Raw genomic sequence first — 25901 nt, 5'->3', positions numbered from 1 at the left:
GACGCCGGGATCAAGCCGCAGACGCAAGAAAGTCGAAGAGCAGCTTGACGTTCAGGGCAGCGATGGCAAAGGCGATAAAGAAGGCGATGGCGACCAGCGCACGGGGCGCCACCAGTTCACCCATCTTTTTCCGGTCGGCCGTGAACATCACCAGGGGAAACACCGCGAAAGACAGCTGAAGGCTGAGGATCACCTGGGTCAAGATCAGGAGCTGGGCGGTGCCGCTCTCTCCGTACCAGATGGTGATCGCCGCGGCCGGAATGATGGCGATCGCCCGCGTGATGAGCCGGCGAAGCCAGGGTGGCAGCTTGATATCGAGGAACCCTTCCATGACGATCTGTCCCGCCAGGGTCGCCGTCACCGTCGAGTTTATGCCACAGCACAGGAGCGCGATTCCGAACAAGGTCGGCGCGATGGCCGCGCCCAGCATCGGTGCCAGCAAGCTGTGGGCCTCGCCCAATTCGGCGATTTCCGTCCTCCCGGTCGTGTTGAACGTGGCGGCAGCAAGGATGAGGATCGACGCATTCACGCAGAGCGCGAACATCAGTGCGACCGTGGAGTCGATCGTGGCGAACTTCAGCGCTTCGCGCTTTTCCGGCAGGCTGTCGCCATAATTCCTCGTCTGCACGATCCCGGAGTGGAGATAGAGGTTATGCGGCATCACCGTCGCGCCGAGGATGCCAAGGGCGAGGTAGAGCATTTCGGGATTGGTGACGATCTCGGTGGTCGGGGCGAACCCGCGGATGACGTCGCCCCAGTTCGGATCCGCCAGGGCAATCTGAAGCACGAAGCAGACGGCAATTACGGCCAGCAGCGCGATCACCAATGCTTCGACCCAGCGGAAGCCAAGTCTTTGCAGATAGAGAATGAGGAAGACGTCAAGCGCGGTGATCACGACGCCAATTTCCAGCGGGATGCCGAAGAGCAGGTTCAAGCCGATGGCCGTTCCGATGACCTCGGCGATGTCGGTCGCGATGATCGCGATCTCGGCCAGCACCCACAGGGTACGCGACACGGACTTTGGATACGCATCCTTGCAAGCCTGCGCCAAGTCCCTACCGGACGCGATGGCGAGCCGCGCGCAAAGGGATTGGAGGATGATCGCCATGATGTTTGAGATCAGGGCCACCACGAGCAGGGTGTATCCGAAGCGCGATCCGCCTGCGATCGACGTCGCCCAGTTGCCCGGGTCCATGTAGCCGACAGCGACAAGATAGCCCGGGCCGATGAAGGCGGCGGCCCGGCGCCAAGACGAGTGCATGCCCTGCACGGGCACTGACCGGTGCACATCGGACATCGAAGGGGCGCTCGACCTGCCCTTCCAGCCGTTGGCGACGTCCGACGTCGGATCGGTCATATTGATCTCATGTCTTGCAGTTGCGACTTATTTGCATTTAAAGCTAGGAAAGCGCTTTTTGCAAGAGGCGCTGGCTGACGTCGCGCCGCAATTCAGAAATCTTTCTGGGATCGTGCGAGAAGCCGACGTTTGGATTCTCGCTAAGGTCGCTAGTGTTCGCTCACGCACATGTCGTGGTTGGCGAGAGACCGCAGGACGTAGCAGTGTTTGATCTGGTCGTCGTGGTTGCGGGACGTCATGCGATCAAGCTCCTTCTCGAGAAGACGGAGCTTGGCGATCTTGTTGCGAACGGCTTGAAGCTGCCGAACGGCGATTTCATCGGCATCCACGCAAGGACGGTCGGGATGGGCGCTTAGTTCCAGGAGCTCCCTGATGGCCTCGATTGTGAACCCCAGATCCCGAGCATGCTTGATAAACGACAGGCGCTCTCGATCATGTGATTCATATCGCCGCTGGTTGCCCCCGGAGCGTTCGGCAGCAGCCATCAATCCCATCTGTTCATAGTACCGTATCGTAGGAATTTTGACGCCGGTTGCCCGCGACAGTTCTCCAATCGTCAGCATGTGTTCCTCCAGTATCTATAGTTATTATGGCTTAGGATTTCTCCCTGCAAACGCGTTCAATTGCCGCATTGTCCGGCAGCATTGAACACAGGTTTGCCCAGATTGTGCTCAACTAAGGGGCAGGCACTGGAGAGGGAACAATTGCTTGTGAATAGAGCACTTTTGACAGCGGCGCTGGCAATCTTCGTCTTGGCCACGCAGCTGGACGCATCCAACGCCGTACAAGATCATGGCAAGCCGCCGCCGATTTTGACGGTCGAGCACGCGGAGATTCTAGTGGCAGACAACGAGGACGACAGCGCTGAAGGCTATCTCACAATCTGGAATGGCACCAATCAGCAGATCAGCCTGGAGGCGATCCGAAGCGATGCATTCGGCAAAATCTCCATCTTGCGAACCGAAATGAGTTCGGGCCGGACCAGCACCGGGCCAGTGGAAGGAATTGTTCCTGTGCCGGGTCACGCCGAATTGACGATGCGCCCTAGCGGCATTCGCTTGCTCCTGGAGGATCCCCTGCCCCGAACTGACTGGTTGGCCGACAGCCGCCTTACGCTGGTCTTCGAAGGTGGCCAGGAACTGGAAGTTACCGCCAATGTCGTCCAATCTCGCGATCAGTTGACGGTACATCATCACGGCCAGGGAGACGTCGCCGTTGACTGATCGCGTATGCGGTCCCCATCGGTGAATCAAACATTGAAGCGGCGCATAAAATTTTCGGATAGTTCTCCCTTAATTTAACTCACTGATTTTCCATCGTTTTGAGGCTTGTATTGTATCTGTTTCCCAACACTACGGGGAGACGGTTCAATGATACGCTTTGTTGTTTGCGCCCTGGCTCTCGGGTTGTCCTGCGTCGTAGCTTCGGCCAACGCCTTTCATTTCAATCCGACCCAACCGACCAATGCGCGCAATATGCTCACGTACGGCGCGACAACCATGCCGGTGGGATACTACGAATATTGTCGTCGCTACCGAAAGGAGTGCGCGCGCGGACCGGAGGGGATGATGATCAAGCTTACCGAGCCTCGGTGGCGCGAAATCGTCTCGGTCAACGCTGAGGTCAATGCCGCGGTTGCGCCGTTGACCGATATGGAGATTTTCGGAGTTGAGGAGCGATGGGAGTACCCGACGACGGTGGGGGACTGCGAGGACTACGCCCTTGAGAAACGCAAGCGCCTGAACGAGAGGGGCTATCCCTTGGGAGCCCTCTTGTTGACGGTCGCCCGTGATGCCAAGGGCGGTGGACACGCCGTTCTGACGGTGGTCACTGACCTCGGCGACTTCATCCTGGACAATCTGGAGCAGAAGGTCCTCCTGTGGAAGGACACGGAAATCTACTATCTGAAGCGTCAGTCAGGAGATGACCTGAATCGCTGGGTCAGCCTGGTGAATGAGGAAGACCTTCTAATCTCGTCGGGCAGGAGCCAAGCGCCTTCCACAGCGGCGGCGAGTGTCAAAAGATAGACAGCGGTCCCGCCGTACAGCATCTCAATGGTGTTGTGCCCGAGCCCGACGCACACCATCCCGAACAACGTGGCCAATGCTAGGTAGGCTATCGGTGCTGACCTGCTCCCCTGAGATGTTCCCGATTTTGGGTTAGCCTGTTCCTCGACAAAGGAGACAGGCAATGAAGCGATCACGGTTCTCGGAAGAACAGATCATCGGGGTTTTGAAGGAGCATCAGGCCGGCATGACGGCCAGCGAGTTGTGCCGCAAGCATGGCATCTCGGATGCGACCTTCTACACCTGGCGCAAGAAGTATGGCGGCATGGAGGTGTCGGAGGCCAAGCGGCTGAAGGCGCTGGAGGAGGAGAATGCGCGCCTGAAGAAGCTTCTGGCGGAGTCGATGATGGATGTATCGACGCTGCGCGAGATGCTGACAAAAAACTTCTGACGCCCGGCTCGAGGAGGAATGCCGTGAGTTGGGCAGTCGAAAAGAAGAAGTACTCGCAACGGCGGGCCTGCGCCCTGGTTGGCATTGCGCCGCGCGTCTACCGCTATCGCTCATCGCGGCCGGACGATGTCGGCCTGCGCCAGCGGCTGCGCGAGCTGGCGGCGGAGCGCCGGCGCTTCGGCTACCGCCGCCTGCACCTGCTCTTGAGGCGGGAGGGCATGGCGGTGAACTGGAAGAAGCTGTATCGCCTCTACAAGGAAGAGCGGCTGACGGTTCGAAAACGCGGTGGTCGCAAACGGGCTCTGGGCACAAGAGCACCGATGGCCATCCCGCAGGATCCGAACCAGAGATGGAGCCTCGACTTCGTGTCGGACACGTTGGTCGACGGCCGCCGCTTCCGCATCCTGTGCGTGATCGACGACTTCAGCCGGGAATGCCTGGCGACCGTCGTCGACAACTCGATCTCGGGCGAGCGGGTTGCCCGCGAACTCGACCGGATCGCCGAACGGCGCGGCTTTCCCTGCATGATCGTCTCCGACAACGGCACGGAACTGACCTCGAATGCCATGCTCAAATGGCAGCAGGACAGGAGTGTCGAATGGCACTACATCGCGCCTGGCAAGCCGATGCAGAACGGCTTCGTGGAAAGCTTCAACGGTCGGCTCAGGGACGAATGCCTCAACGAGCATCTGTTCCGCAGCTACCGCCATGCCCGTGAGGTCATCGAGAGATGGAGGATCGACTACAATCTGAACCGACCCCACACGAGCCTCGACGGGCTCACCCCGAACGAGTTTGCAACCCGGTCGAGAATGGACCACAACGTGAACAGGGCTAGCCTATGAATGGGTACATCAAGGGGAGCAGGTCAGTGCGACCAACGCAAAGCAGGCCAAGCGCAAAATCATCGAGAGATGGACCGAACTGGACTTAGGTCGGTCCACTTTCTCACCGACAAGGGCGATCGGCCACTCAAGCGTGGGTGATTGGACCGTTATCCAGTTCGGAGGATGACTGAGTTTCGTTCGTCTCAGTCCGAACGTGGCTGAAACTTATCCAGTATACGGCAACGACGAAGGCCACCAGGAGCCCGCAGATCACCCAATTCATGCGTCGCCTGCGCCGTGCAAGTGTCTTGGACTCGTCTAGGGTGAGGTGTTCAGATCCTTCCGGCATGGCGTGGCTGGGTCTCTCTCCTGGGGCACTTGGTCCTGCTCTTACCTAGTTGATCTTCGGCACAGCGGCATAGTCTATTTGCTGCGGTTTTTTGACGCTCGCGAATTTGTGGGCGGAAACGTCATCTTAACTATGATACGCGAACTTTCGGACAAGCCGCCGGAAGGGGTGGGCGCCGACACATATGGTTCTAGATGATACTTACGGCCGTCAGGATGGGGGGAATTGCAGCGCTTGCGCTCTTTTTGAGCGCATGTGTTTCCACTGTTCTCGACGTTGACGGGAAGGCAACTCAGCCGATTCCCGCCGCCCTCGTGGCGGATATGTCGCGCAAATCCATGTCTCCCTCGGCACCTGTCCTCGTCCGGATCTTCAAGCAGGAAAGCGAGCTGGAGGTCTGGAAGCGCGATCGCAGCGGCAAGTTCGCCCTGCTCAAGACCTACCCGATGTGCCGCTGGTCCGGAAAGCTCGGCCCCAAGAGGCAGAATGGCGATCGTCAGGCTCCCGAGGGCTTCTACCATGTGTCCGCCGGGATGCTGAACGCCAACTCTCAATACTACCTGTCGTTCAACCTCGGCTATCCGAACAGGCTGGAAGCGGCTCTCGGCTACACGGGAGAGGCGCTTATGGTCCATGGCGCCTGCTCGTCGTCCGGCTGTTTCGCACTAACGGACGAAGGCGTTGCCGAGATCTATGCCGTCTCGCGCGAGGCCCTGAAGGGCGGCCAAGGGTCGTTCCAGGTCCAGGCGTTTCCGTTCCGGATGACGCCTCAGAACATGGCGAAGAACCGGAACGACCCGAACTTTGCATTCTGGTCGGACCTGAAGCTGGGCTACGACATTTTCGAGGTCACACGCCGGCAACCGAAGGTTTCCTATTGCGAAGGACGCTACGTCTTCGACAGGGAGTTCGAAGGTGGAGAGCCACGGGATCCTTTGGCGTCATGTCCGCCAGCACTGAACGCTGCTGATCCGTTGGTCGCCGGACGGCAGCAATCCGATCGCGTCGCTATGGACGATCTTCTTTCGACCGGCAGCGTGCTTTCGGCACATGCCTATGCCGACGGAGGCATGCATCCGAGCTTCCGCAAGTTGCTGGAACGCGGCGGTCAGTCCGCTCTCGCCAAGCGGACCTCGCTGACATCAGTGCCGATCAGCCGTCCCGACGCTGCACTGGCCGACCCTCACTCGCCAGATGAGTGACGCGATGGGACGGACACTGCTCGCTCTCCTGATGCTATGTTTCGTCAGCCTTCATGCTGCGCTGCCGACGGCTACGGCCGGCGAGCAGTCCGTCACGATCGTGTCGCTAGTCGCGGGGGATGCAGTGGAGGGCGACGATGACGCCGCCGCACCTGTTTCGCCCGACGCGGCAGCGAAGTGCCATGACGGGTGCAGCTGGCTTGCGGAGTGGCATGTACCTGCCGTCGGTGGAGTACCTCAATCGCTTCCCGAGAGGCGCACGCGAGCGATCCCTCCCGGCCTCATCTCCTTAGATTCCCCACCGCCCCGATAACGTCTCGAACCGAGAGCGCGCGAGCGTTGCGCCGAGCTGGACATGCGCCAGACCCGACAGCGTGATGCGTGTTTCTTGCCTTTCGGCTTCGCTTGCCCAGCAAGCGCTGGATTTTCGATGACCTATTGCGAGCGGAACAGTGACCTCAAAAGACGTTCGAACGACACCATCCCGGCGACAATTTCTAAGTTTGGCTGCGGCGGCCGCAGGCGGACTGGCCTTGCCCGCCTGCTCGACTACGGGGGACCCGACTGCGGTACCGGCACCGGAAAAGCCCGCCACCGACCCATCCTATGTCTCGATGTACCGGGCGATGCCGGAGGAAGATTTCCCGATACCGGCGGTCGACCTTACCAAGGTCGACAAGCGCTTCTACAGGCAGCTTGTCGACGATCCCACGGGTGAACGACCCGGCACAGTCGTTGTCGATACGAGATCGTACTTTCTGTACCTCGTCCGGCCAGGCGGCAAGGCAATGCGGTATGGGGTGGGGCTCGGTCGGCAGGGATTCACCTGGTCCGGCGAGGGTGTCATCCAATGGAAGCAGAGGTGGCCAAAATGGACGCCGCCGGCGGAAATGATTGCCCGGCAGCCCGAGCTTGAAAAGTGGAGCGCGGACAATGGAGGCCAGCCACCCGGACTCGACAACCCTCTCGGTGCCAGAGCCCTTTACATTTTCCAGAACGGTGAAGACACGCTTTATCGTCTTCACGGCACGCCCGAATACTGGACCATCGGCAAGGCCGTTTCCAGCGGCTGCGTCCGGTTGATGAACCAGGACATCATCGACTTGTACGACCGCGTCGCGACGCCGACCCCCATCATTGTGCGGGGTGGTACCCGCGCATTTGTATGAAAAAGCCCCCTTGCCTCTCAAGGGGCTAGAGCTTGCACAACCCTGTCCTCGCGAAAGGACCCAAGATGAAACGTCGCAGTTTGATTTTCGGCATGGCTGCCGTCGGTATGTCTGCCACATATCCAGCCCTGCTTTCGGCCCAGCCTACGCCGGAGGCCCTGCTGGCGCCGGGACCGCTGCCGGAGAAGAGTTTCGGGCCCGAGGACGCGCCTGTCACCATCATCGAATACGCGTCGCTGACCTGCCCCCATTGCCGCACTTTTCATGTGAACGTGTGGCCCGAGCTCAAGAAAAAGTATGTCGATACGGGTCAGGTCCGCTTCATCATGCGGGAGTTTCCCTTTGATCCCCGGTCCTCGGCCGGCTTCATGCTTGCGCGGTGCGTCAGCGACGACAAATGGTACCCCACCATCGACCTGCTCTATCGGACCCAGGACAATTGGGCGCGGGTGTCAGACGGCACGGCCGCGCTCAAATCCGTCATGGGCATGACCGGGATGGGCACCGCCGACTTCGAGAAATGCCTTCAAGACCAGGCTCTGCTCGAGAAAGTCACAGCCGTTGCCGAGGGGGGCCGATCCTTCGGCGTCGATTCCACGCCCACCTTCTTCATCAACGGCCAAATGCAAAAGGGCGCGCTCAGCATCGAGCGCTTCAGCGAGATCATCGATCCGCTGGTAGCCGCCGCCAGGCAATAGGGAGGTTCTCATGATGGGTTGGACCAAGAACAGGTACCGGGAGAGCGGGATTTTGATCGGCACGACGATCGTTTCGCTGTCGCTGTTGCTCGGCTCGGTCGCCGGGGCGCAGGACGCGAGTGTTGTCGGCCGCGTCAACGGCCAGGACATCACTGCAGATGATCTTGCCATTGCCGAGCAGATGTATTCCCAGCAGCTCGGACAGATGCCCGAAGATGCGAAGCGCTCGATGCTGGTGGACGCCCTGATCGAGCTCAGGATTGTCGCCGAAGCCGCGCTCAAGGCCAACGTCGCCGACCAGGAAGCCTACAAGCGGCAACTGGCCTTCTTCGAGGCGCAGAGTTTGCGCTCGCTCTTCCTCGAGCAGCGCGTCGCCGCGGCGGTGACGGATGAGGCGGTGAAGGCGGCCTATGACGACCAGGTTGGGAAAATCCCGCCCGTTCTTGAGCGCCGACTTCGTCACATATTGCTTCGAAGCGAGAGCGATGCCGTCGAGGTCATTGAGGCCCTGAAGGGGGGCAAGGCCTTCGCGGAGCTGGCGCAGGAACGCTCGGCCGACGAGGTCTCCAAGGTTAAGGGCGGAGACCTCGGCTTCGTGGCGGAAGGCCAGGTCGTACCCGAGGTCGACGCGGCGGCGGCGAAACTGCAGCCCGGAGAATTCACGCAGTCACCCGTTGCGAGCGCCTTCGGCTTCCACGTCGTTCTGGTTGAGGAGACACGCAATCGGCCTGCCCCAGCTTTCGAGGCCGTCGCAGCGCAGGTTCGGCAAGCACTCGAAGCCACGGAGGAAAGACGGATCATTTCCGAGCTTCGGGCGGCCGCGAAGGTGGAGAAGCTTGTTCCGGATGTCGCGCCGCCAGAGGGAGACGATGGCCATGAGCATTAGTTCCGAGGAAATCGGGGATGTTCGGTCGCCTCTCGGGATTGGTCGACGGACTTTTATCCTTGGCATGTTCACCTTGCTGGCGGCACCCGGGCAGGCCTTGGCGAACGGGGCGCAACGCAAGTTCGTCCTCGAGGAGCGCTTCCTTCCGCAGGTCGTAAGGACACCCTATGACTATCTGGCCGGAACGATCGTCGTGGTTCCGCGCGAGAGATTTCTCTATCTGGTCGACGGTGCGGGCTTTGCGCGTCGCTATGGCATCGGTGTCGGCAAGGCAGGCCTGGCGTTTTCGGGTTCGGCGATCATCGGCAGGAAGGCAAAATGGCCGTCATGGCGTCCGACCGACAACATGATCCGCCGCGATCCCAAGAAATATGCCCGCTATGCTGGCGGCGTGCCAGGGGGGCCGAACAACCCATTGGGGTCACGGGCTCTCTACCTTTATCGTAACGGCCGCGACACGCTCTACCGTATTCACGGAACGACCGAGCCTTGGACCATCGGCAAGGCTGTTTCCAACGGCTGCATCAGGATGGTGAACGAGCATGTTGAGGATCTTTACGAGCGTGTGCCCGTAGGAGCCCAAGTCGTCGTTGTCTGATGGAAAGACCTGTCTTGGTGATCGGAGCCGGACAGGGGGGGCTCGCAGCCGGGTATCACCTGAAGAATGCCCGCGTGCCGTTTGTCATCATCGACAGTCATCGTCGGGTGGGAGACAACTGGCGGGTGCGCTACGACTCGCTCACTCTGTTCACGCCACGCCAGTTCAGCGCCCTGCCGGGACTGGACCTGGCGGGCAACCGGGAACTTTATGCGAGCCGCGACGAGTTCGCCGACTATCTTGAAGCATATGCGACACGTTTCCGACTGCCGATCCAGCTTGGTCGACGTCTGATCCGCCTCTCGAAGGCTGGAGACGGTGAATTTGAAGCTGCGTTGGACGATGGATCGCGTATCAGAGCCAGCGAGGTGATCGTCGCGTCCGGAGCGTTCCAGGTCGCGCTTGTGCCGAAGGTCGCGGCGCAGTTCGGACACGAGGTGCTCCAGCTGACCACCGAAACCTACCGCAATCCGAACCAGCTGCCCGACGGTCCGGTCCTGGTGGTCGGAGATGGAGCAAGCGGGCGGGATATCGCTGTGGAAGTGCAACAAAGGCAGCCCGCCATGCTGGCGACGGGCAAGCCTCGCAAGCTCTTTCCCGAGCGAGTGCTTGGCAAGTCGATCTGGTGGTGGCTCAACCTGTTTGGCGTACTGAGAGCCCCCGCGGAGTCGCGGATTGGCAGAAAGCTTAGACAATCCGATGCGTTTCCTGACCGTGACCGGAGCATCGAGAGCCTCGCGAAGCGCGGCATCCGGGTGCTGCCACGTCTCATTGAAGCAAGCGGCGAAGCGGCCCGGTTTGCCGACGGCGCGACGGCGGACGTCCGGACTGTTATATGGGCTGTCGGCTATCGGGACGACACAACCTGGCTCGATATCGAAGATGCGAAGGGGCCTGACGGAGCTTTCCTGTACGAAGCCGGTATCTCGGCGGTGAAAGGCATCTACTTTGTCGGCCGGCCATGGCAACGCAATCGAGCATCGGCGTTGATCATGGGAGCCGGGTCGGACGGAGAAATTATTGTCCAACGATTGCTGTCGGACAGGGCAAAGCCATAGTCATCAAGCGTCGAAACACCGCTTTCAAGGTGCTTCGACGCTTTTCTTCCTAGAGATGGGAGCTTGCAAGTCGTCTCCGGATGGTCGCCTGCTGCCAGGCACAGTTGCCTGGCGCAATCCGGAATGGATCAAGCCGCAGGAACGTCGGCAAGCAGCTCGTCAAACAGCTTTTTTGCTTTTGGCGGATGCTTGACTGCCCTGGCTTCATCCAGGTTGCTTGGCGCCCCGACGGCGATAAGCATCACCATCCCCATTCCGTAGTGCGGCACACATTTTACGCCATAGACGCCTTCTTTCTCTATGGTGATGGTGATCTGTTCATTCAGCTTGCCTTTGAAAGGGAGCGCGTTTTCAGGCAGCATCCCTTTTATGCTCTCTGCGTTGTGGGACTTGTCGGTTGGAATGAAGGTTATGGTATCGCCGGGGGAAGCAGCCACGAAGTCCGGCTCGTACACCATTGCGCCCTTCTTCCCTTTGTTCAGCATCTGGACCTTATGGTTGACCCCGGTCTGTGCTCGCGCGGGCAGTGCCGCCAGGGCTGCAAAAGCCGTTGTGCCGGCCAGCATCTCGCGTCTCGTGAACATATCGAGCTCCTTGCTCTTTCTATTGACTGGAAACCCGTTCCCCTTCCCAGCACATAGCGGCCGGGTTTTGCCTATGGATGAGAGCTGTATGGGCGTGGGCGTCTGCCACCACATGCGGTTCGGAGGCTGATGCCACCTTCGGATCAACCCGCGTATGTGAAATCCGATAGACCGACGCCGGCGGCAGGTTCCACATGACGGTCCCAAGCAAACTCGCTTCCAGGCCCAGCCTCTCAAGTATGGCGTGCGCAACGGGGCACCGAGCGCCATAGGTGAATTGATAGAGATTGCCGCTGGGCCCGAGCCTGCGCGCTACGCCCTCGACGATGCGAAATACCGTGCGGGAGGGCATCGAAAGGAGTGGCAACCCGCTGATAACCGCACCGTATGCGACATCTCTCCCGACGCCCGCCCCTGACAAGCGAGCCGCACTGCCCTGGACAATTCGAGCGCCCGGAAACCGGCGCGAGAGCAAATAGGCAAATCTCTCGTCCAGTTCGACCAGAGTCAGTTGTTCCGACACCAAGCCACGTTTGAGGAGAGCCTCGGTGAAGACGCCGGTGCCGGGTCCAAGTTCGAGAACTGACCCCGTGTTGCGGTCGATTGCCTTTGTCATCAAGTGGGCAAGAGACGTACCTGAGGGGAGCACCGCCCCTACCCTCAGGGGGTTGGCGAGCCACTGGCGCAGGAATGTCAAACGCTGCGGCATCTGAGGCATCCAGCGCCAACCTTTCTTGCCAAGCGATGTGGCATGGCGTGCCGGTTGCCGCTGATCGTCGGGCGCGACAGTGAGGCTGGGTTGGCGAGATGCTTCAATCCAAGGTACCGAAATCGGATGCTAGGTTTGCTGTCCAAAGAGGCAGAGGATTGGTCTCCAGAGGGCTCATTTCTGGCGGACCGCTTCGATTGCATCGGCAAGCGGTTCCTTTCCAACGGCGCCCTCGATGATTTGATCTCCAACGACGAACGAGGGCGTTCCTGTCAGGCCGAGCCGCTGCGCCAGCGCGAGGTTTGCCGCGATGATGGCCTCGACCGCGGGAGTAGCCATTTCATCCGACAGCTTTTTGCGGTCGAGTCCCATCTCTTCGGTCAGGTCCAAGGCCCGGCTAGCGTTTATCTGCCCTTGCATTTCCATCAATCTGACATGGAAATCACGCGCAGCGGCGGCGCCAGCAACGCGCCTCACGGACAGGGCCACTTTCGCGGCCTCGACCGAGCCCGGCCCAAGAATGGGAAACTCCTTCAGCACGATCCGCAGCTTGGGATCCTCGGCGACAAGTGCCTTGACGTCAGGCGCCGCCCGCTTGCAATAGCCGCAGTTGAAGTCGAAGAATTCAACGAGCGTAGCATCCCCGTCCGGATTTCCCAGGATCACATCGTCGCTCGATCGGAGCAACGCATCAGTCTCGGCCGCTATCGCTTGTGACCTGGCCTCGGCCTGAGCTGTTTGGTTCCGCTTCTCAAGCTCCGCAAGTGCTTCCTCGATGATCTCCGGGTTTTGCATGATGTATTCGCGGACGATCTTCTCGACCTCCGCCCGATCGATCGATTGGGCATAGGTCGGCGAGGCCGTTGTCAACACGGCAATGGCGTACCACCCTAGCCGACCAATGCGCGCAGCCTTCATGGTTCCGCTCCTGGTGGGGTGTCAGTCGAACAATCGGCCGAGGAACGAACCGTGCCTTCGACCATGGTGTCCGCCATGACGATCATGGTCGCTATAATCGCGGCGGTGATCTTCGCGGCAGTCGTTCGATGTATTGCGTGAGGCTGCTTGCGCACGGCCGCGACCGGCTTGCCCCTGGGCGTACTGGGCCTCCTCCGCCGCGCTCCGTTCGATAATCTTGTCGAGTTCGCCGCGATCCAGCCACACGCCGCGACATTTCGGGCAGTAGTCGATTTCGATACCCTGACGCTCGCTCATAACGAGGTCGACCCTGCAATGTGGACAAAGAGCCCCGGTGGCTTTGTCGCCTGGTCCTAGCGAGTTGAGAAGCGTTCCTGACATCGCGATATCCAACCTATTTGAGTGCACCAAAGCACCCCGCTAACGGAAAGGTAGGACCTCGAGCAGGCTGAGGTTCAAGTGTTCAAATGTCGCAGCTCCCTTTTGGAAAGCGACGCCGCTAAACTGTTGCGCGGCCACGATTTCAAACGTCTTTTCACATCGGCGACAGGTGTTCGAGCAGGATCATCGTCCCCAAGCCGCAAAGTGCAAGACCTGCAATCAGTTCGGCTAGTCTGCCGAGGCGATGGCCAACCAGCCTCCCGACAAGCAGGCCGCCCGAGGACATCACGAAGGTGGCAAGCCCTATTGCTACCGCGACGATGACGATGTTGACCTGAAGAAATGCGAGAGAGATACCCACTGCCATGGCGTCGATGCTGGTTCCGACAGCGGTCGCCATCAGGGCGGCGAGCGATCTTCCCTTGGACGGGTTATCAATAGAACCCCAGATTGCCGCGCAGAGCATATGAATGCCGACGCCCGCGAGGAGGGCGAAGGCGATCCAATGATCGACAGCTTGGACAAAGCGGCTGGCTGCAACGCCGGCGATCCAACCGAGAATGGGTGTTGTCGCCTCGACAATACCGAAGATCAAACCTGTCCGTAACGCATCTCTCAGGGGCGGCGAGCCGATGGCGGCCCCTCGTCCGACAGAGACAGCAAAGGCATCGATCGACATGCTCAGGGCGAGCACGGCAGTGGTGTAGGGCGACATTGGACAGCGATCCCGACGGACATCTACCGGGGCGCCAACCTCTGCTCGTCCGCATAGGAGAAGTGGCGCCACAGTCTTGTCGGGCCGTTGAATCGGCTGACCGCGCCATGCGCATGCGCGCAAGCCTGTTGACACGGTCCCGCGCGGGCGCGGTGACTACTCCCTGATTGGCCGGGAGATAGGAACGTGAATCCAAAAAGTCAAATTAATTCAGCTAGATGAGCACTTGATACTCATTTGCATCTGGCCGGACTTCGCGTGAAGCGTGGCGTCGCCGACGCAGCACTACACGGAGCGGGCCAGCCTACAAGGGGAGTTGCCAGCCAGAGATCACCGCCGCTTGGCGCAGTTCTTCAAGCACTTCAATTCCGACGATGGCGACAAGGAACCACATGACTTCCGTCAACGACCGTACAAATGCCCGAGAGTGGACAATGACGGTGTCTTCGCTTTCCGGCAAATCGAGGCGAGGAAAGAAGCGAGGAACTCTCGCCATGTATAGCAGGTAATCCGGCCCAAAGAGGGACAGCAACCGCTTTTCCTCATTTCTGATTACCGGTCGATAGTAAACCAGGAATGCGACCGCGCTTATGATCATCAAGACAATGTTCTGAGCCGCAAGGCAGACGCCGACGAGCCCGAGAAAGGAGAAGAAATAGAGAGGATTGCGGGTAAGGGAATACGGACCGCTTTGGCAGAGATCCAGATCCTTCCGACCTCCGATATACAGAGTGCACCAGAGCCTTCCGAGAACGGCAGCAAACACCAGGAAGAATCCGAGAAACTCGATCAGGCTGTAGCCCAACGTTTCGAAGCCTTCCGGCTGCGTAGCGACAAGCATCGCAAGCCAGGCTGGGGCCAACAGCCAGGTTACAAAAGTCCTCCTGCGTTCGACCGGGGATTTCGTACCAATAGTCCCTAACAACGATCTAACTCCACCCCCCGCCGAATGTGCGGTAGAATATATGGGAACCGATCTGGGTCATGCGCTCCATGGAGCGAGCCCAACGCGGGCTGACGTAGGTGGCATTGTAATGGGTCGATGACGCGACTTCGGGTAAGAATATCTTCCCGCCGGTGACTGCCATGGCCACGTCCTTTGCCAGACGATACGCGCGCCGATCTGCAATGACATCCGGAATGCCGTCGCAGGCAAAGGAAAACTGGCATTTGTTGATCCAGCTGTCATTTTGATAAACTACGTCGCAGACGCTTGCTGGATATGCAGGGTTGCGCACCCGATTGAGAATGACCTGCGCGACCGCGGCCTGCCCCCTCACCTCCTCGCCCCGAGCCTCGAAATAAATTGCGGTGGCAAGGCACTTTTGCTCGGCTGTCGAGAAGACGGATTCCGGTAGAGGCTGCTTCATCCAATCGTGGTCACCTTCCATCGTGGGCGGAACGAAGCGACCGGCTGTCTCGTCGGTGCCGAGCAAAGCCGCGAAGGCATTGGAGGAGGCGTGGAACTCATCCTTTGGGGCGTAGGCCGTGGCCAGGATGTCGGCGCCATCGTTGCTGACCAGGTCGGCGAGCGCCGCCGGCACACCGGCCAGACGGTCGTCCGCCGGGCTATGAAACGTAGACAGGCCCGCCACCATTTCGGGATCTGCCTGTTTTGAAAAGCCCCGCAGAAAGTATGACGCGTCGGTCCCCGACGAAAGTAGCCGCGAAGTCAACGCCTGCTCTCCAACGGGGGTCTCCAGGTTTTTCCGATACGCCACGCTGACCAGACGTGGTTTCTTCGCTTCTTCAACCACCCGCTGGGACGTGGAAGAAACCTCTCGATCCGCCCGCAAATTGACCCGTTGACCGCCGAGCACCAGATCCAGGTTTTCGTCATCGCCAGGAATAGCGGCACTGGGCAGCCGGAGCTCCTTCAGATGAGAGCAGGTGTCGGCCTGCTCGACATATACCGCCCAGCGATCCGGCCCGGGAGCGATTCCCAACTCGGATTTGGTGCCCTGGATCCCCGTGGGCGATGCGAAGCCGAACACGAACCAACTTGCGCCGAGAATCGCGAGCACACGCCGATGGCCGTTCGATGATCGTCGCTCGAAAGCGGCTTTCGGTTTGGACCGCAATATCTCATTCTCCGGATGCCCCACGCAGAAGGAGAATCGATTGTTAACCTTGATGGAAAGTTAACACTACTGCGACTGCGCGTCGCAATGTCACGGCAGGCTTATCCAGGCTCCCATTGAACCTCATGTCGCTTGAGCATTTAGACCGACACACAAATGGGGTGAATCGGGGATTGCAGTCGACAGAGGAAGGACGACAGCCTTGGCGATCGATGTCTCAGCCGTCGGACTTCTCACGGCCATTGTGGCGGGTGCCATATCATTCGTTTCCCCATGCGTTCTCCCGCTTGTGCCGGGCTATCTTTCGTTCGTGTCCAGCGGCGTCGATCCTGCGTCCAGGCAGCTTGCCGATCGTATCAGGGTCGTCTGGTCAGCGCTTTTTTTCATAGCCGGGTTCTCTACCGTCTTCGTGATTCTTGGGCTTGGCGCGCAGGCGTTCGGCGGCATTCTCCTGCGGTACAATGTCGAGGCAAATCTCCTTGGCGGGGCGCTGCTCGTTTGTTTCGGCCTTGTGATGACAGGACTGATCAAGATACCGGCGCTGCTCAGAGATTTCAGACTGCCTGGGCCGCAGACCATATCGGGACCAGCCGGAGCGTATACGCTTGGACTTACATTCGCTTTTGGATGGACGCCGTGCATTGGCCCGGTGCTCGGCTCGATCCTCACCCTTGCGGCGGTGTCTGCCGGAAGCGGTGCGGTTCTCCTTGCAGCCTATAGCGTCGGGTTGGGAATCCCCTTTCTGATAGTTGCGGTCGCCTTCAGCAGCATCGCGGCCGGGTTCAAGCGCATGCGATATGCCGGCCATATCCTCAACGTCCTTGCCGGCTGCATCATGATCGCCATGGGAATATTGATGATGACAGGCCGTCTTACGCTGATCGCATTCTGGCTGCTCGAGCGCTTTCCGGGACTGGGCTACATCGGCTAGCGCGGTGCGGCGTGATCCACGAAGAACGGGGGCCGATTCAATTTCGCGGATCAAGTCGCGCCAACGCTATCGTCACTGCGTCCCCATTGCAGTCACGATGGGCGGCCTGAGCGGCCTGGGGTTCGCACCCTATTTCGTCTTTCCTCTCGCATATTTGGGCCTTGCCGCGTTCGCCTCTCTGACACGTCATAGCCAAAGCGTCCTGGCTGCATTCGTCGCCGGATGGGCCTTCGGCCTGGGTCAGTTCATCGTTGGCCTGAGCTGGATAACCGAAAGCTTTGCGGTCGAAGCCGAACGATTTGGAATGCTGGCCTGGCCCGCGGTGACCGCTCTTTCGGCATTGCTGGCCTTGTTCCCGGCATCCGCGGCGATGGCTGCTCGTTGTCTCGGCGGATCGGGGCCGGGTGCGCTCATCGTCCTCCCGGCCACGTGGTCCATCGCGGAGATGGCCCGCGGCGCCATACTGACGGGATTCCCCTGGAACCTCACTGGATACGCCTGGGGATTCAGCGATGAAGTTCTTCAGGCCATTTCGGTCACGGGCATCTATGGCCTCGGGCTTCTGACAGTTCTCCTGGCGGTCTTGCCACTCCTGATCACCGAGAAGTGCAAGCTGGGCCGTCGGTCCGCGGCACTCCTTCTGATCCTGGTGCCAACGATCGCTTTCGCCGCTCTATGGACTGGCGGGGCGATACGCCTGGCCGCAGCCGACATCGGGGAAAATGGACAGCGCGTTCGGATCGTCCAGCCGAACATCCCGCAAAACCAGAAATGGGAGGCCGGCCAAGCGAACGCAATCCTCGACAAACTTCTGGCGCTCAGTACGTCCGGTGAAAGCGATCGGCCACGCTACGTAGTCTGGCCCGAGACGGCGTATCCTGTCCTGTTTGAAGCTGGTCGCAACATCCATCCAGCCCTCACCGCCAGCGTACCGACTGGGGGCCTGCTTCTCTTCGGGGCGGTCAGGGAAGCTCCTGCGCGTCGCGCTGATGATCCTGCCCTACTGAACAGCGTTCTCGCACTCGATGAGATGGGAGGCGTCGTTGCAGCCTACGACAAGAGGCGATTGGTGCCCTTCGGTGAGTTCACCCCATTCAAGTGGGTTCTCGGCGCCATGAAAATGACTGTCGGCGATATCGACTACATTCCGGGTGAGAGCAGCGCGCCGATTCAGCTTGTCGGATTGCCCGCCGCGAGGGTCTTAATCTGCTATGAGGCGATATTTCCACGTTCGGGCGACGACCAAGCAGGGTGGATCCTGAACATCACGAATGACGCGTGGTTTGGCATGTCCGCGGGACCCTACCAGCATTTCCTTGCCGCGCGAGCGAGAACGCTTGAGGCGGGTCTGCCGCTCATCCGGGCGGCCAACAGCGGTGTCAGCGCGATCGTCGACAGCTATGGTCGGGTGACGGAGATACTTCCCCTGAACGTCAGCGGGGTCATTGATGGTCCATTGCCCGCACCAGCGCCTACTGAGACATTGTTCCGCCGGGCCGGAAACATTCCGGTCGTGGTGTCCATAGCGCTGCTCATTGCCGCTGGCGCGGTCACCCGACGACGATCACGGCAAACCCCAGGAGTTGCTGTGGCCCCTAGTGGACGGAGCTGACCAGCGGCGTGTCCCCGTCTCGTATCGAAACCCATCGACCGGTATGATCGATCGCTTGTCGCTTCAGGTAGGTGTATCCGGTTTCATCCCAGTTCAAAACCGTGTCCGTGAGATTGTCGAGAACAATGTCTCCCCCATCGGTTCGAACGGTCAGCACCGCATGCCCATCGCCGTTCGGGCGTCGCAGCACAGTCAGGAGCAGGTTGGATGCTGAGATGCCGTCTTCCATCAGGACGCGGCGCTTCGCCAGCGCATAGTCCTCGCAGTCCCCCGCATCTACGGGATAGGTCCAGTATTCTTCCTTGCCATACAGCTCGAGGTCGCTTTTCGGCTGAATGGCCTGATTCACGGTGACCGTGAGCTTCTCCAGACGCCCGAGGAGCTCCGTCGACATCTTCAGCGGCGTCACGTCGCGGGTGCGAATTGAGCATTCTGAAGCGTTGCGCTTGCAGAACTCATAGTGTCCGATCGGTTGCGATGTGAGGCTTCCTGTCATCATCGCGGACGGATGGGCCCATGCACTGCCGGCGCCAAACGTCCAAGCGGCCACCGCACACAAAGCAGCGATCGACTTTCGAGTGGTCACTCCCCGATCCCCCGTCGATTTTAACCGATATTACCGATCCCTTAACGGCTCGTGCGGTCCGCGTCCATTACGGGCGGGCCACGACTTCGTGAAGTGTCGATCCATGCCCCTAGCTTTCCACAGGAAGCTGCCGGCCGGCGATTGAAGCTCAAGCAGCTAGAGCGACGAAGCTCTCATCCCCGAACGTGACGGAGGATGACCGTGAAGCGATCCGCAAATTCAACTCGAGTGCTCCTCGGTCTCGCTTGCGTGGCGTTCGCGTTTTCGATCGATCAACTGTCCAAGTTTGCAGTCGTCGAGATTATCATGCAACCGCCAAGAGATATTTATATAACTGCATTTCTCAATATTGCGCTTTCTTACAATACGGGGATCAGCTTCGGAATCCTTTCCGATTATTTTTCCAGCGCCCCTTCTTCGCTGTCATTCATGACGTCAGTCGTAGTCGGATTTTTGTTTGTTTGGATGCTTAATACAAAGACCAGTGGCCAAGCAATGGCGCTGGGACTGATAGCGGGAGGTGCGAGCGGGAATATCTACGACCGAATGCGGCAAGGCGCTGTTACTGATTTCATCGACTTTCATTTAGGTGCCTGGCATTGGCCGACATTCAATATTGCTGATATAGCTATTGTCGTTGGAGCGGCAATCTTGATTGCTGATTCTTTCCGCTCCAAGCCTGGGCACCCTGCTGGATGATGCCGTTGCGCACTACGATCCGGATCGAGCGCTTGTTCGATAGCTCACACCATCCTCGATGGTCAGTGAACGCAAAGTCAGTGCGCCATGAACCAGCCGATTTCGGTGCTCTTCAGCATTTCTGTGGTTACGCCCCCAAAGATGCGTTCGGCGAGTGAATTGCGTCCGAAAACGCCAGTCACAATCAGGTCGGATCCCTCCCGACCGGCCTGCTCAAGCAAGCTCGAGCTGGCGTCTCCTGCGGTGTTTGGAACGTGCAAATACTGCGCTTTTGCGCCATGGGAACGCAGGTGCGTCGCAACAGCATCGAGCCGTTCGCTCGAAACCTCATCGCCGACCCCGACGACGGAAACACTTTCGGCGCGGACAAGCAGAGGGAGGGCATCATGAGCCGCGCGTCGGGCTTGCGCGGTGTCCTTCCAAGCGACCAGAATGCGGGGGAAGCGAGCGTTTGCAACCGAGCGCCCTAGGCGCAGCACGGGCACGCCGGAACCAAGGGCGACGTGAGCCGGATTTGGCAACACGCTTTCGTCTTCATCGGATGAATCCGTGATCAGCAAGTCTGCGGTCAGGAGGTGCGCCCGCATTGCAGCGGTTGGTTCGCCAATTCCCGAACACCAGTGGACCTTGTCAGAATCGGCGCCAAAGACCTTGTCGACGATGCTCCGACTGGACGCCAACGCGCGTTCCATCAATCTGGTCTGCTCTTCGGCCCAGAAAACGTTCGGAGCTAAGACGTCCTTCATCGACGTTTTCGGCCATGCGTAGGAAGCGACGGAGATTCTTGCGTCGAACGCCTTGGCCATCTCGCGGGCGAATTCGAGGGTCCTGGTTAGGTTGCTCCGCGGACATGCATCGACAACGATTTAGCGGAAGTCAGTCACGGTAGAACTCCTATGGCCTGTTCAAACAATATACTTATTGTTCTGCGGACTTGCGTTCCCCACCCTGCCTGGAAGTGCCGCCACGGTTCCGCGCAGCGGCGGACAACACCGCTTCGGTTATCGAGTTGGGCAACCGTCGAGGCGTCTCGACCAAGCCCAGCACAGGCATCGCCACCAAAAAGAAAGCGAAATAGATGACCGTCGAGATCTGCATCAGCACCACATAAATGCCATCCGCCGGTTTGGCCCCGAGCCATCCCAGGAAAAGAGCGTTTGCGGCAAACAACCAAAAGAACACTTTATACCACGGGCGATACACTGCGGATCGCACTTTCGATGTATCGAGCCATGGCACGAAGAAGAGCACCGCGATCGCGCCAAACATTGCCAGGACGCCCCCCAGCTTCGAGTCGATCGGTCCGATGTTGAACGTCACGGCGCGGAGGATCGCATAGAATGGAAGAAAGTACCATTCCGGGACGATCTTCGCCGGCGTCTTAAGAGAGTCAGCCTCAACGTAGTTGTCTGGGTGGCCCAAGTAATTCGGTATGTAAAAGACGAAGTATGCGAATACGAGTAGGAACACTATGGCTCCAAATGCGTCCTTCACGGTTGCGTATGGTGTAAATGGCAGGGTGTCTGTCTCGTGCTTGACTTCGATGCCTGTCGGGTTGGTTTGACCCGTGACGTGCAATGCCCAGACATGGAGCACCACAACACCTGCAATCATAAATGGAAGCAGATAATGCAGTGCGAAAAATCGGTTCAGTGTGGGATTGTCGACGGCAAAACCGCCGAGAAGCAGCTGCTGTATCCACTCCCCCACAAGGGGTATCGCCGTGAAGAAGCCGGTGATGACGGTCGCGCCCCAGAAACTCATCTGGCCCCATGGAAGCACGTACCCCATGAACGCCGCCGCCATCATCAGCAGGTAAATAATGCATCCCAATATCCAGAGAAGCTCACGGGGGGCTTTGTATGACCCGTAGTATAGCCCTCGGAATATGTGGATGTAGACTGCGATAAAGAAGAACGATGCGCCATTTGAATGGAGATACCGGAGCAGCCACCCCGAATTGACGTCGCGCATGATCTTCTCAACGGAGTTGAATGCGGTCGCCGTATTCGTGCTGTAGTGCATGGCGAGCACGACTCCAGTGAGGATCTGGAGGCCGAGCATCAGCGTCAGGATGCCACCAAACGTGTAGAGATAATTGAGATTGCGGGGAACTGGATAGGAGACAAAGGAATCGTGGACCAACCGGGGAAGTGGCATCCGCGCATCGATCCATCGTCCGAGGCGCGTTTTGGGGCTATACGCTGACGGCGATCGCGACATCTACTTCCCTCTCGACGGTCAGATGGCGTAGGTTTTCTTCGTCGGTAACATCTCAGGTTGCTTGAGGTTCAAGCGCCGACATTCCCGTTTCGATGCGACAAAAGGACATGCAGAAGTGTCGATGTCCGACGCATTCATGGTCGCTGAGCGTAGCCCGTTCGACCCGCTAGGCGCCTTGTCATCGGCGAGGGCGACGATTTCAACCAGATAAGGAAGCCGCAGCGTCGATCAGGCCATGCGTTGGCAGATGAGTCTGAACTTGTGCTATTTTGGAACGATCGACATCACGGGGCGGGGAAATGAGGGGTTTGGGAGCTGGTGTATAGAATGATATCCGGCAGGATTGGCTGATTGCGATGCAGATCGATCCAATTGATATCGTCAAGATCTGCAAAGAATGCGGTCTTCGCTTGACAGGCCAGCGGCGCGTGATCGTCGAGGTTCTTCAGCAAGCGAGGGACCATCCCGACGCTTTGGAACTTCATCGGCGTGCGACGAAAGTCGATCCACGGATAGCGCTTTCAACGATATACCGAACACTCAGCCTTCTCGAGGAGAAAGGAATCCTTGAGAGGCACACTTTCGGCAGCGGGCCTGCTCGCTTCGAGCGTGCCGACGCTGAACACCATGACCATTTCATCGATGTCGAGTCAGGCCGGGTGGTCGAGTTTCGTTCTGATCAGATTGAGCAGCTTCAGCAACAAATTGCGCAGGAGCACGGTTTTGAGATCATCAGCCACAGGCTGGAAATCTATGTAAAACCGGCGAAAGCGCGAAAGCGGAAACCTGAAGAGGCGCCGCGAGGTCGCGACCGGAGCAAATAAGCGTTCGACACTCTCGCAATCTTCAGTATTGGTTGGGCTACGCAAAGGCCCCTCAACAAGCAGGTTTCAGTGTTAGGGGCGAAGCTACGACTACTGAACAGTCTGGGGATGTCATCGGCTGGCCGGACACGGAATATTTTACATGGGAGCATTTCTAGATGACAAGCAAGCTTCGTCTGGACATTCCGGTCCTGCTCCCTGAGATCGACGACGTTGCAGATGCTTGCGTCAAGCGTCTGACTGATGACCTTGAGGTTCGACCGGGTGTCGAGAGAGTCCACATCGTGGCAGGTGAAGGCGCGGAGCCTGCGAAACTATGCCTCCATTACGACCCGGAGATCCTGCCGCTGGCCCGGATCCGCGAGATCGCTCGGACGGCCGGAGTGCAGATTTCGGCTCGCTTCGGGCATCTGACCTGGAATGTCTCCGGGATCGGTCACGAACGTCGGGCCCGCACCGTCACTGAAAAGCTGCGGTCTTTGGACGGAATTCTCGAAGCCGAGGCGAGTGCTGCCGGCATTGTGCATATCGAATTCGATCGCAGCACGATCTCTGAAGACAGAATCGCGTCTTCAATGCGCGACTTGGGCGTCAAGCGGGTGGGCGACGCCTCGCCGGCGTTGGCGAGAAAACAGGATCCACATGCCGGCCATGATCATGGGCCTGGGGAGCGACACTCCGAAGGTAATGGCCATGATCATTCGCACGGTGAATTCCTCGGGCCCAACACGGAACTGATCTTTGCGCTCACATGCGGTGCGCTGTTGGGGATCGGTTACGCGATCGAGAAGTTGGTGTCAGGCGCGCCAGGGTGGCTCCCCACCGCCTGCTACATCGCGGCCTACTTCTTCGGCGGCTTCTTCACCTTGCGCGAGGCTATCGACAATCTCCGCCTCAAGCGATTTGAGATCGACACGTTGATGCTGGTCGCGGCCGCTGGCGCGGCCGCGCTCGGCGCGTTCGCAGAAGGCGCTCTACTGCTTTTCCTGTTCAGCCTAGGCCATGCGCTTGAACACTACGCCATGGGCCGCGCCAAGCGCGCCATCGAGGCTTTGGCGGAGCTTGCTCCATCGGTCGCGACCGTCAGGCGCGAGGGCGAGACGGCAGAAATTCCGGTTGAGGAGCTCGTGGTCGGCGACATCGTCGTTGTTCGCCCGAATGAGCGTCTTCCCGCCGACGGCTTCCTTAGCAAGGGTACGACCAGCGTCAATCAGGCGCCGGTGACAGGGGAGAGTATCCCGGTCGACAAGCGTCCGGTTGCCGATGTCGCAGCGGCGCGTGCGCGGCCTGATTCCGTTGACGGCGCTTCGCGCGTCTTTGCCGGCACGATCAATGGTGCGGGTGCGATCGAGATCGAGGTGACGCGAAAATCGACCGAAAGTGCGCTTGCCAAGGTCGTCAAGATGGTGAGCGAAGCGGAAGCGCAGAAGTCGCCGACGCAGCGTTTCACCGAGAAGTTCGAGCGAATCTTCGTGCCAGCGGTCCTGGTGCTCGCGATCCTGATGCTGTTCGGTTGGGTCGTCATAGACGAGCCGTTCCGCGACAGCTTCTATCGGGCGATGGCCGTGCTGGTGGCTGCCAGCCCCTGCGCGCTCGCGATCGCGACGCCAAGCGCCGTCCTGTCGGGTGTCGCTCGTGCGGCACGCGGCGGTGTCTTGGTCAAAGGTGGCGGACCGCTCGAGAACCTGGGCTCGCTGACGGCGATTGCCTTCGACAAGACCGGGACGCTGACGGAGGGCAGGCCCCGCATCACCGATATCGTCGCCGCCGACGGCGTCACCGAGCAGGAACTGCTGGAGGTGGCTATCGCCGTGGAGAGCCTGAGCGACCATCCGCTGGCCGAGGCGATCGTGCGCGACGGCAGGGAAAAGTTGAGCGGAAAGGTCGTCGACGACGCGTCCGATCTCAAAAGCCTCACCGGAAAGGGCGTGACGGCGACGCTCGACGGGCAGACGGTGTGGATCGGCAAAGCCGAGATGTTCGGAAGCGACGGCGTCCCGGCTCTCAGCGCCGCCATGACCGGGGCCGTCGCGCGTCTGAGGGACGGCGGCCGGACGACGATGGTGGTCCGCCAGGGCGACCGCGATCTCGGCGCGATCGGCCTGATGGACACGCCGCGCGCCGCGGCGCGCGAGACGCTGAAGAAGCTGCACGAGATCGGCATCACGCGCATGATCATGATCTCGGGGGACAATCAGAAGGTCGCCGACGCGATCGCGAAGGACGTCGGGCTCGACGAGGCCTGGGGCGACCTGATGCCCGAAGACAAGGTGGAGGCGATCAAGAAGCTCAGGTCTGAAGGCAAGGTCGCCATGGTCGGCGACGGCGTCAACGACGCACCGGCGATGGCGAGCGCCACGGTCGGCATTGCCATGGGCGCGGCCGGCTCCGATGTGGCGCTGGAGACAGCCGATGTGGCGCTGATGGCTGATGACCTGTCGCACCTGCCCTTCGCAGTCGGGCTCAGCCGCCAGACCCGCTCGATCATCCTCCAGAACGTCGTCGTCAGCCTGGGCATCGTCGCCGTGCTCGTACCAGCGACGATTTTCGGATTGAGCATTGGCGCGGCCGTTGCGGTGCACGAAGGCTCAACCCTTCTCGTGGTCTTCAACGCCTTGCGGCTGCTCGCTTATCGTGATCCCTATCGAGCGGCGGCTTAGACCCCAAAGATGCGGCGCACCTCTTTCGACGGCCGGTGATGCCGGTAGTCAGTGCGGGGCTGGAACGCTCGCGGGTGCCGCCGGACACGTGGAAGAAGGCGTATGACACGGAGGGCTTGGGGTAGCCTGGTGTTTCGGCTTGCCATTCTCGTGATCGTCATTGCCGGTCTGCTTCCGGGCGGATCGTACTGTGAGATGGTCCGGAAAGGTCAAGTTTGTCTCATCTCCCCAGCAGGTAACGATCAAATGAAGGGATGTTGATTTCCGCTGAGAGCTGACCCGGGATTTTCGTCGAGAAGTGACCCGCCTTCATGTATGGTTTGGGTCTCAGGTTGTGGTCAAGGGCGCGGCTTTCTCCTTCTTTTTGCCTGTGGCCT

Annotated in this window: 26 protein-coding genes; 14 read left to right on the top strand and 12 right to left on the bottom strand. The window is 59.6% G+C overall.

What is annotated here, in order from left to right; all coding sequences use genetic code 11:
- Positions 1–10: 10 nt before the first annotated feature.
- Entirely contained in the window at positions 11–1357 is a 1347-nt protein-coding gene (locus C7T96_RS22600; protein WP_106573519.1) for an Nramp family divalent metal transporter, read from the bottom strand.
- A 149-nt stretch (positions 1358–1506) separates the two neighbouring features.
- Entirely contained in the window at positions 1507–1920 is a 414-nt protein-coding gene (locus tag C7T96_RS22595) for a helix-turn-helix domain-containing protein (RefSeq protein WP_106573518.1), read from the bottom strand.
- A 147-nt stretch (positions 1921–2067) separates the two neighbouring features.
- Here C7T96_RS22595 and C7T96_RS22590 point away from each other — a divergent pair, with 147 nt between their 5' ends.
- The 9 genes from C7T96_RS22590 (at position 2068) to C7T96_RS22550 (ending at position 10601) form a co-directional block, all read left to right on the top strand.
- Positions 2068–2580, top strand: coding sequence for a copper chaperone PCu(A)C (locus C7T96_RS22590; protein WP_245414227.1), 513 nt, complete (start codon positions 2068–2070; stop codon positions 2578–2580).
- A gap of 147 nt (positions 2581–2727) precedes the next feature.
- Positions 2728–3384 carry a transglutaminase-like cysteine peptidase gene (locus C7T96_RS22585; RefSeq protein WP_106573516.1) on the top strand — a complete coding sequence of 219 codons (657 nt, stop codon included), beginning with the start codon at positions 2728–2730 and terminating at the stop codon, positions 3382–3384.
- A 163-nt stretch (positions 3385–3547) separates the two neighbouring features.
- Positions 3548–4659, top strand: a protein-coding gene (locus C7T96_RS22580) for an IS3 family transposase (RefSeq protein ID WP_106573515.1) whose coding sequence is annotated in 2 segments (ribosomal slippage) — positions 3548–3800 and positions 3800–4659 — 1113 coding nt in all. Because the reading frame shifts where the segments join, the coding sequence is not laid out codon by codon here.
- A gap of 525 nt (positions 4660–5184) precedes the next feature.
- Positions 5185–6192 carry a murein L,D-transpeptidase family protein gene (locus C7T96_RS22575; RefSeq protein ID WP_199190556.1) on the top strand — a complete coding sequence of 336 codons (1008 nt, stop codon included), beginning with the start codon at positions 5185–5187 and terminating at the stop codon, positions 6190–6192.
- A 452-nt stretch (positions 6193–6644) separates the two neighbouring features.
- Positions 6645–7361, top strand: coding sequence for a L,D-transpeptidase (locus tag C7T96_RS22570; RefSeq protein WP_106573514.1), 717 nt, complete (start codon positions 6645–6647; stop codon positions 7359–7361).
- A 65-nt stretch (positions 7362–7426) separates the two neighbouring features.
- Positions 7427–8059, top strand: coding sequence for a DsbA family protein (locus C7T96_RS22565; protein ID WP_106573513.1), 633 nt, complete (start codon positions 7427–7429; stop codon positions 8057–8059).
- Between the two features lie 10 nt (positions 8060–8069).
- Positions 8070–8945 carry a peptidylprolyl isomerase gene (locus C7T96_RS22560; protein WP_106573512.1) on the top strand — a complete coding sequence of 292 codons (876 nt, stop codon included), beginning with the start codon at positions 8070–8072 and terminating at the stop codon, positions 8943–8945.
- Positions 8935–9543 (top strand): L,D-transpeptidase, encoded by a 609-nt coding sequence (locus tag C7T96_RS22555; protein WP_245414223.1) that lies wholly within the window; start codon positions 8935–8937, stop codon positions 9541–9543. The genes C7T96_RS22560 and C7T96_RS22555 overlap by 11 nt, the downstream gene beginning before the upstream one ends.
- A 17-nt stretch (positions 9544–9560) precedes the next feature.
- Positions 9561–10601, top strand: a complete 1041-nt coding sequence (locus tag C7T96_RS22550) for an NAD(P)-binding domain-containing protein (protein ID WP_245414226.1) — start codon at positions 9561–9563, stop codon at positions 10599–10601.
- A 128-nt stretch (positions 10602–10729) separates the two neighbouring features.
- On the opposite strand, the gene C7T96_RS22545 is transcribed toward C7T96_RS22550, so the two are convergent.
- The 7 genes from C7T96_RS22545 to C7T96_RS22515 form a co-directional block, all read right to left on the bottom strand.
- The gene (locus C7T96_RS22545; RefSeq protein WP_106573510.1) at positions 10730–11185 is read right to left on the bottom strand and encodes a pseudoazurin; all 456 of its coding nucleotides are present in this window, start codon (positions 11183–11185) and stop codon (positions 10730–10732) included.
- 19 nt (positions 11186–11204) lie between these two features.
- Positions 11205–11894 carry an rRNA adenine N-6-methyltransferase family protein gene (locus C7T96_RS22540; protein WP_245414222.1) on the bottom strand — a complete coding sequence of 230 codons (690 nt, stop codon included), beginning with the start codon at positions 11892–11894 and terminating at the stop codon, positions 11205–11207.
- 174 nt (positions 11895–12068) lie between these two features.
- Positions 12069–12812: a DsbA family protein gene (locus C7T96_RS22535; RefSeq protein ID WP_106573508.1), complete on the bottom strand. Its 744-nt coding sequence runs from the start codon at positions 12810–12812 to the stop codon at positions 12069–12071.
- A gap of 21 nt (positions 12813–12833) precedes the next feature.
- Positions 12834–13193 carry a zf-TFIIB domain-containing protein gene (locus C7T96_RS22530; RefSeq protein WP_106573507.1) on the bottom strand — a complete coding sequence of 120 codons (360 nt, stop codon included), beginning with the start codon at positions 13191–13193 and terminating at the stop codon, positions 12834–12836.
- A 154-nt stretch (positions 13194–13347) separates the two neighbouring features.
- Positions 13348–13908 carry a manganese efflux pump MntP family protein gene (locus C7T96_RS22525; RefSeq protein WP_106573506.1) on the bottom strand — a complete coding sequence of 187 codons (561 nt, stop codon included), beginning with the start codon at positions 13906–13908 and terminating at the stop codon, positions 13348–13350.
- 304 nt (positions 13909–14212) lie between these two features.
- On the bottom strand, positions 14213–14833 hold the full coding sequence (locus tag C7T96_RS22520) for an isoprenylcysteine carboxylmethyltransferase family protein (protein WP_146149226.1): 621 nt from the start codon (positions 14831–14833) through the stop codon (positions 14213–14215).
- Positions 14834–14837: 4 nt separating this feature from the next.
- Entirely contained in the window at positions 14838–15989 is a 1152-nt protein-coding gene (locus C7T96_RS22515; protein ID WP_106573504.1) for a cell wall hydrolase, read from the bottom strand.
- Positions 15990–16191: 202 nt separating this feature from the next.
- On the opposite strand from C7T96_RS22515, the gene C7T96_RS22510 reads away from it, so the two are divergent.
- Together C7T96_RS22510 and lnt are read left to right on the top strand one after the other, a co-directional pair.
- Positions 16192–16920 carry a cytochrome c biogenesis protein CcdA gene (locus tag C7T96_RS22510; RefSeq protein ID WP_106573503.1) on the top strand — a complete coding sequence of 243 codons (729 nt, stop codon included), beginning with the start codon at positions 16192–16194 and terminating at the stop codon, positions 16918–16920.
- 97 nt (positions 16921–17017) lie between these two features.
- A complete protein-coding gene (lnt, locus tag C7T96_RS22505; RefSeq protein ID WP_106573502.1) occupies positions 17018–18532 on the top strand; it encodes an apolipoprotein N-acyltransferase in 1515 nt (504 codons plus the stop codon).
- Here the strand turns inward: lnt and C7T96_RS22500 are convergent.
- Entirely contained in the window at positions 18516–19118 is a 603-nt protein-coding gene (locus C7T96_RS22500) for a transglutaminase-like cysteine peptidase (RefSeq protein ID WP_106573501.1), read from the bottom strand. The two genes, lnt and C7T96_RS22500, sit on opposite strands and share 17 nt — an antisense overlap.
- 201 nt (positions 19119–19319) lie before the next feature.
- Between C7T96_RS22500 and lspA the strand changes: the two genes are divergently transcribed.
- Positions 19320–19817: a signal peptidase II gene (gene lspA / locus C7T96_RS22495; protein ID WP_106573532.1), complete on the top strand. Its 498-nt coding sequence runs from the start codon at positions 19320–19322 to the stop codon at positions 19815–19817.
- 77 nt (positions 19818–19894) lie between these two features.
- Here the strand turns inward: lspA and C7T96_RS22490 are convergent, their stop codons facing one another.
- Both C7T96_RS22490 and C7T96_RS22485 read right to left on the bottom strand, forming a co-directional pair.
- Positions 19895–20623 carry a universal stress protein gene (locus C7T96_RS22490; protein WP_245414221.1) on the bottom strand — a complete coding sequence of 243 codons (729 nt, stop codon included), beginning with the start codon at positions 20621–20623 and terminating at the stop codon, positions 19895–19897.
- Positions 20624–20735: 112 nt separating this feature from the next.
- Positions 20736–22040: a cytochrome b N-terminal domain-containing protein gene (locus C7T96_RS22485; RefSeq protein WP_106573500.1), complete on the bottom strand. Its 1305-nt coding sequence runs from the start codon at positions 22038–22040 to the stop codon at positions 20736–20738.
- 356 nt (positions 22041–22396) lie between these two features.
- Here C7T96_RS22485 and C7T96_RS22480 point away from each other — a divergent pair, with 356 nt between their 5' ends.
- A complete protein-coding gene (locus C7T96_RS22480) occupies positions 22397–22864 on the top strand; it encodes a Fur family transcriptional regulator (RefSeq protein WP_106573499.1) in 468 nt (155 codons plus the stop codon).
- Between the two features lie 158 nt (positions 22865–23022).
- Positions 23023–25524 (top strand): heavy metal translocating P-type ATPase, encoded by a 2502-nt coding sequence (locus tag C7T96_RS22475; protein ID WP_106573498.1) that lies wholly within the window; start codon positions 23023–23025, stop codon positions 25522–25524.
- Positions 25525–25901: the final 377 nt, after the last annotated feature.

Origin of the sequence: Nitratireductor sp. StC3 (genome assembly GCF_003015025.1) — a bacterium.
Classification (GTDB): Bacteria; Pseudomonadota; Alphaproteobacteria; order Rhizobiales; family Rhizobiaceae; genus Mangrovimarina; species Mangrovimarina alexandrii.
This window is presented reverse-complemented; position numbering and strand designations above follow the sequence as displayed.

Excerpts from the sequence above, each read along its gene's own strand:
- C7T96_RS22600 (WP_106573519.1), bottom strand. The coding sequence starts at position 1,357 with ATGACCGATCCGACGTCGGACGTCGCCAACGGCTGGAAGGGCAGGTCG.
- C7T96_RS22595 (WP_106573518.1), bottom strand. The coding sequence starts at position 1,920 with ATGCTGACGATTGGAGAACTGTCGCGGGCAACCGGCGTCAAAATTCCT.
- C7T96_RS22585 (WP_106573516.1), top strand. The coding sequence starts at position 2,728 with ATGATACGCTTTGTTGTTTGCGCCCTGGCTCTCGGGTTGTCCTGCGTC.
- C7T96_RS22575 (WP_199190556.1), top strand. The coding sequence starts at position 5,185 with ATGATACTTACGGCCGTCAGGATGGGGGGAATTGCAGCGCTTGCGCTC.
- C7T96_RS22565 (WP_106573513.1), top strand. The coding sequence starts at position 7,427 with ATGAAACGTCGCAGTTTGATTTTCGGCATGGCTGCCGTCGGTATGTCT.
- C7T96_RS22560 (WP_106573512.1), top strand. The coding sequence starts at position 8,070 with ATGATGGGTTGGACCAAGAACAGGTACCGGGAGAGCGGGATTTTGATC.
- C7T96_RS22555 (WP_245414223.1), top strand. The coding sequence starts at position 8,935 with ATGAGCATTAGTTCCGAGGAAATCGGGGATGTTCGGTCGCCTCTCGGG.
- C7T96_RS22545 (WP_106573510.1), bottom strand. The coding sequence starts at position 11,185 with ATGTTCACGAGACGCGAGATGCTGGCCGGCACAACGGCTTTTGCAGCC.
- C7T96_RS22540 (WP_245414222.1), bottom strand. The coding sequence starts at position 11,894 with ATGCCGCAGCGTTTGACATTCCTGCGCCAGTGGCTCGCCAACCCCCTG.
- C7T96_RS22535 (WP_106573508.1), bottom strand. The coding sequence starts at position 12,812 with ATGAAGGCTGCGCGCATTGGTCGGCTAGGGTGGTACGCCATTGCCGTG.
- C7T96_RS22530 (WP_106573507.1), bottom strand. The coding sequence starts at position 13,193 with ATGTCAGGAACGCTTCTCAACTCGCTAGGACCAGGCGACAAAGCCACC.
- C7T96_RS22525 (WP_106573506.1), bottom strand. The coding sequence starts at position 13,908 with ATGTCGCCCTACACCACTGCCGTGCTCGCCCTGAGCATGTCGATCGAT.
- lnt (WP_106573502.1), top strand. The coding sequence starts at position 17,018 with ATGGGCGGCCTGAGCGGCCTGGGGTTCGCACCCTATTTCGTCTTTCCT.
- C7T96_RS22490 (WP_245414221.1), bottom strand. The coding sequence starts at position 20,623 with ATGGCCAAGGCGTTCGACGCAAGAATCTCCGTCGCTTCCTACGCATGG.
- C7T96_RS22485 (WP_106573500.1), bottom strand. The coding sequence starts at position 22,040 with ATGTCGCGATCGCCGTCAGCGTATAGCCCCAAAACGCGCCTCGGACGA.
- C7T96_RS22480 (WP_106573499.1), top strand. The coding sequence starts at position 22,397 with ATGCAGATCGATCCAATTGATATCGTCAAGATCTGCAAAGAATGCGGT.
- C7T96_RS22475 (WP_106573498.1), top strand. The coding sequence starts at position 23,023 with ATGACAAGCAAGCTTCGTCTGGACATTCCGGTCCTGCTCCCTGAGATC.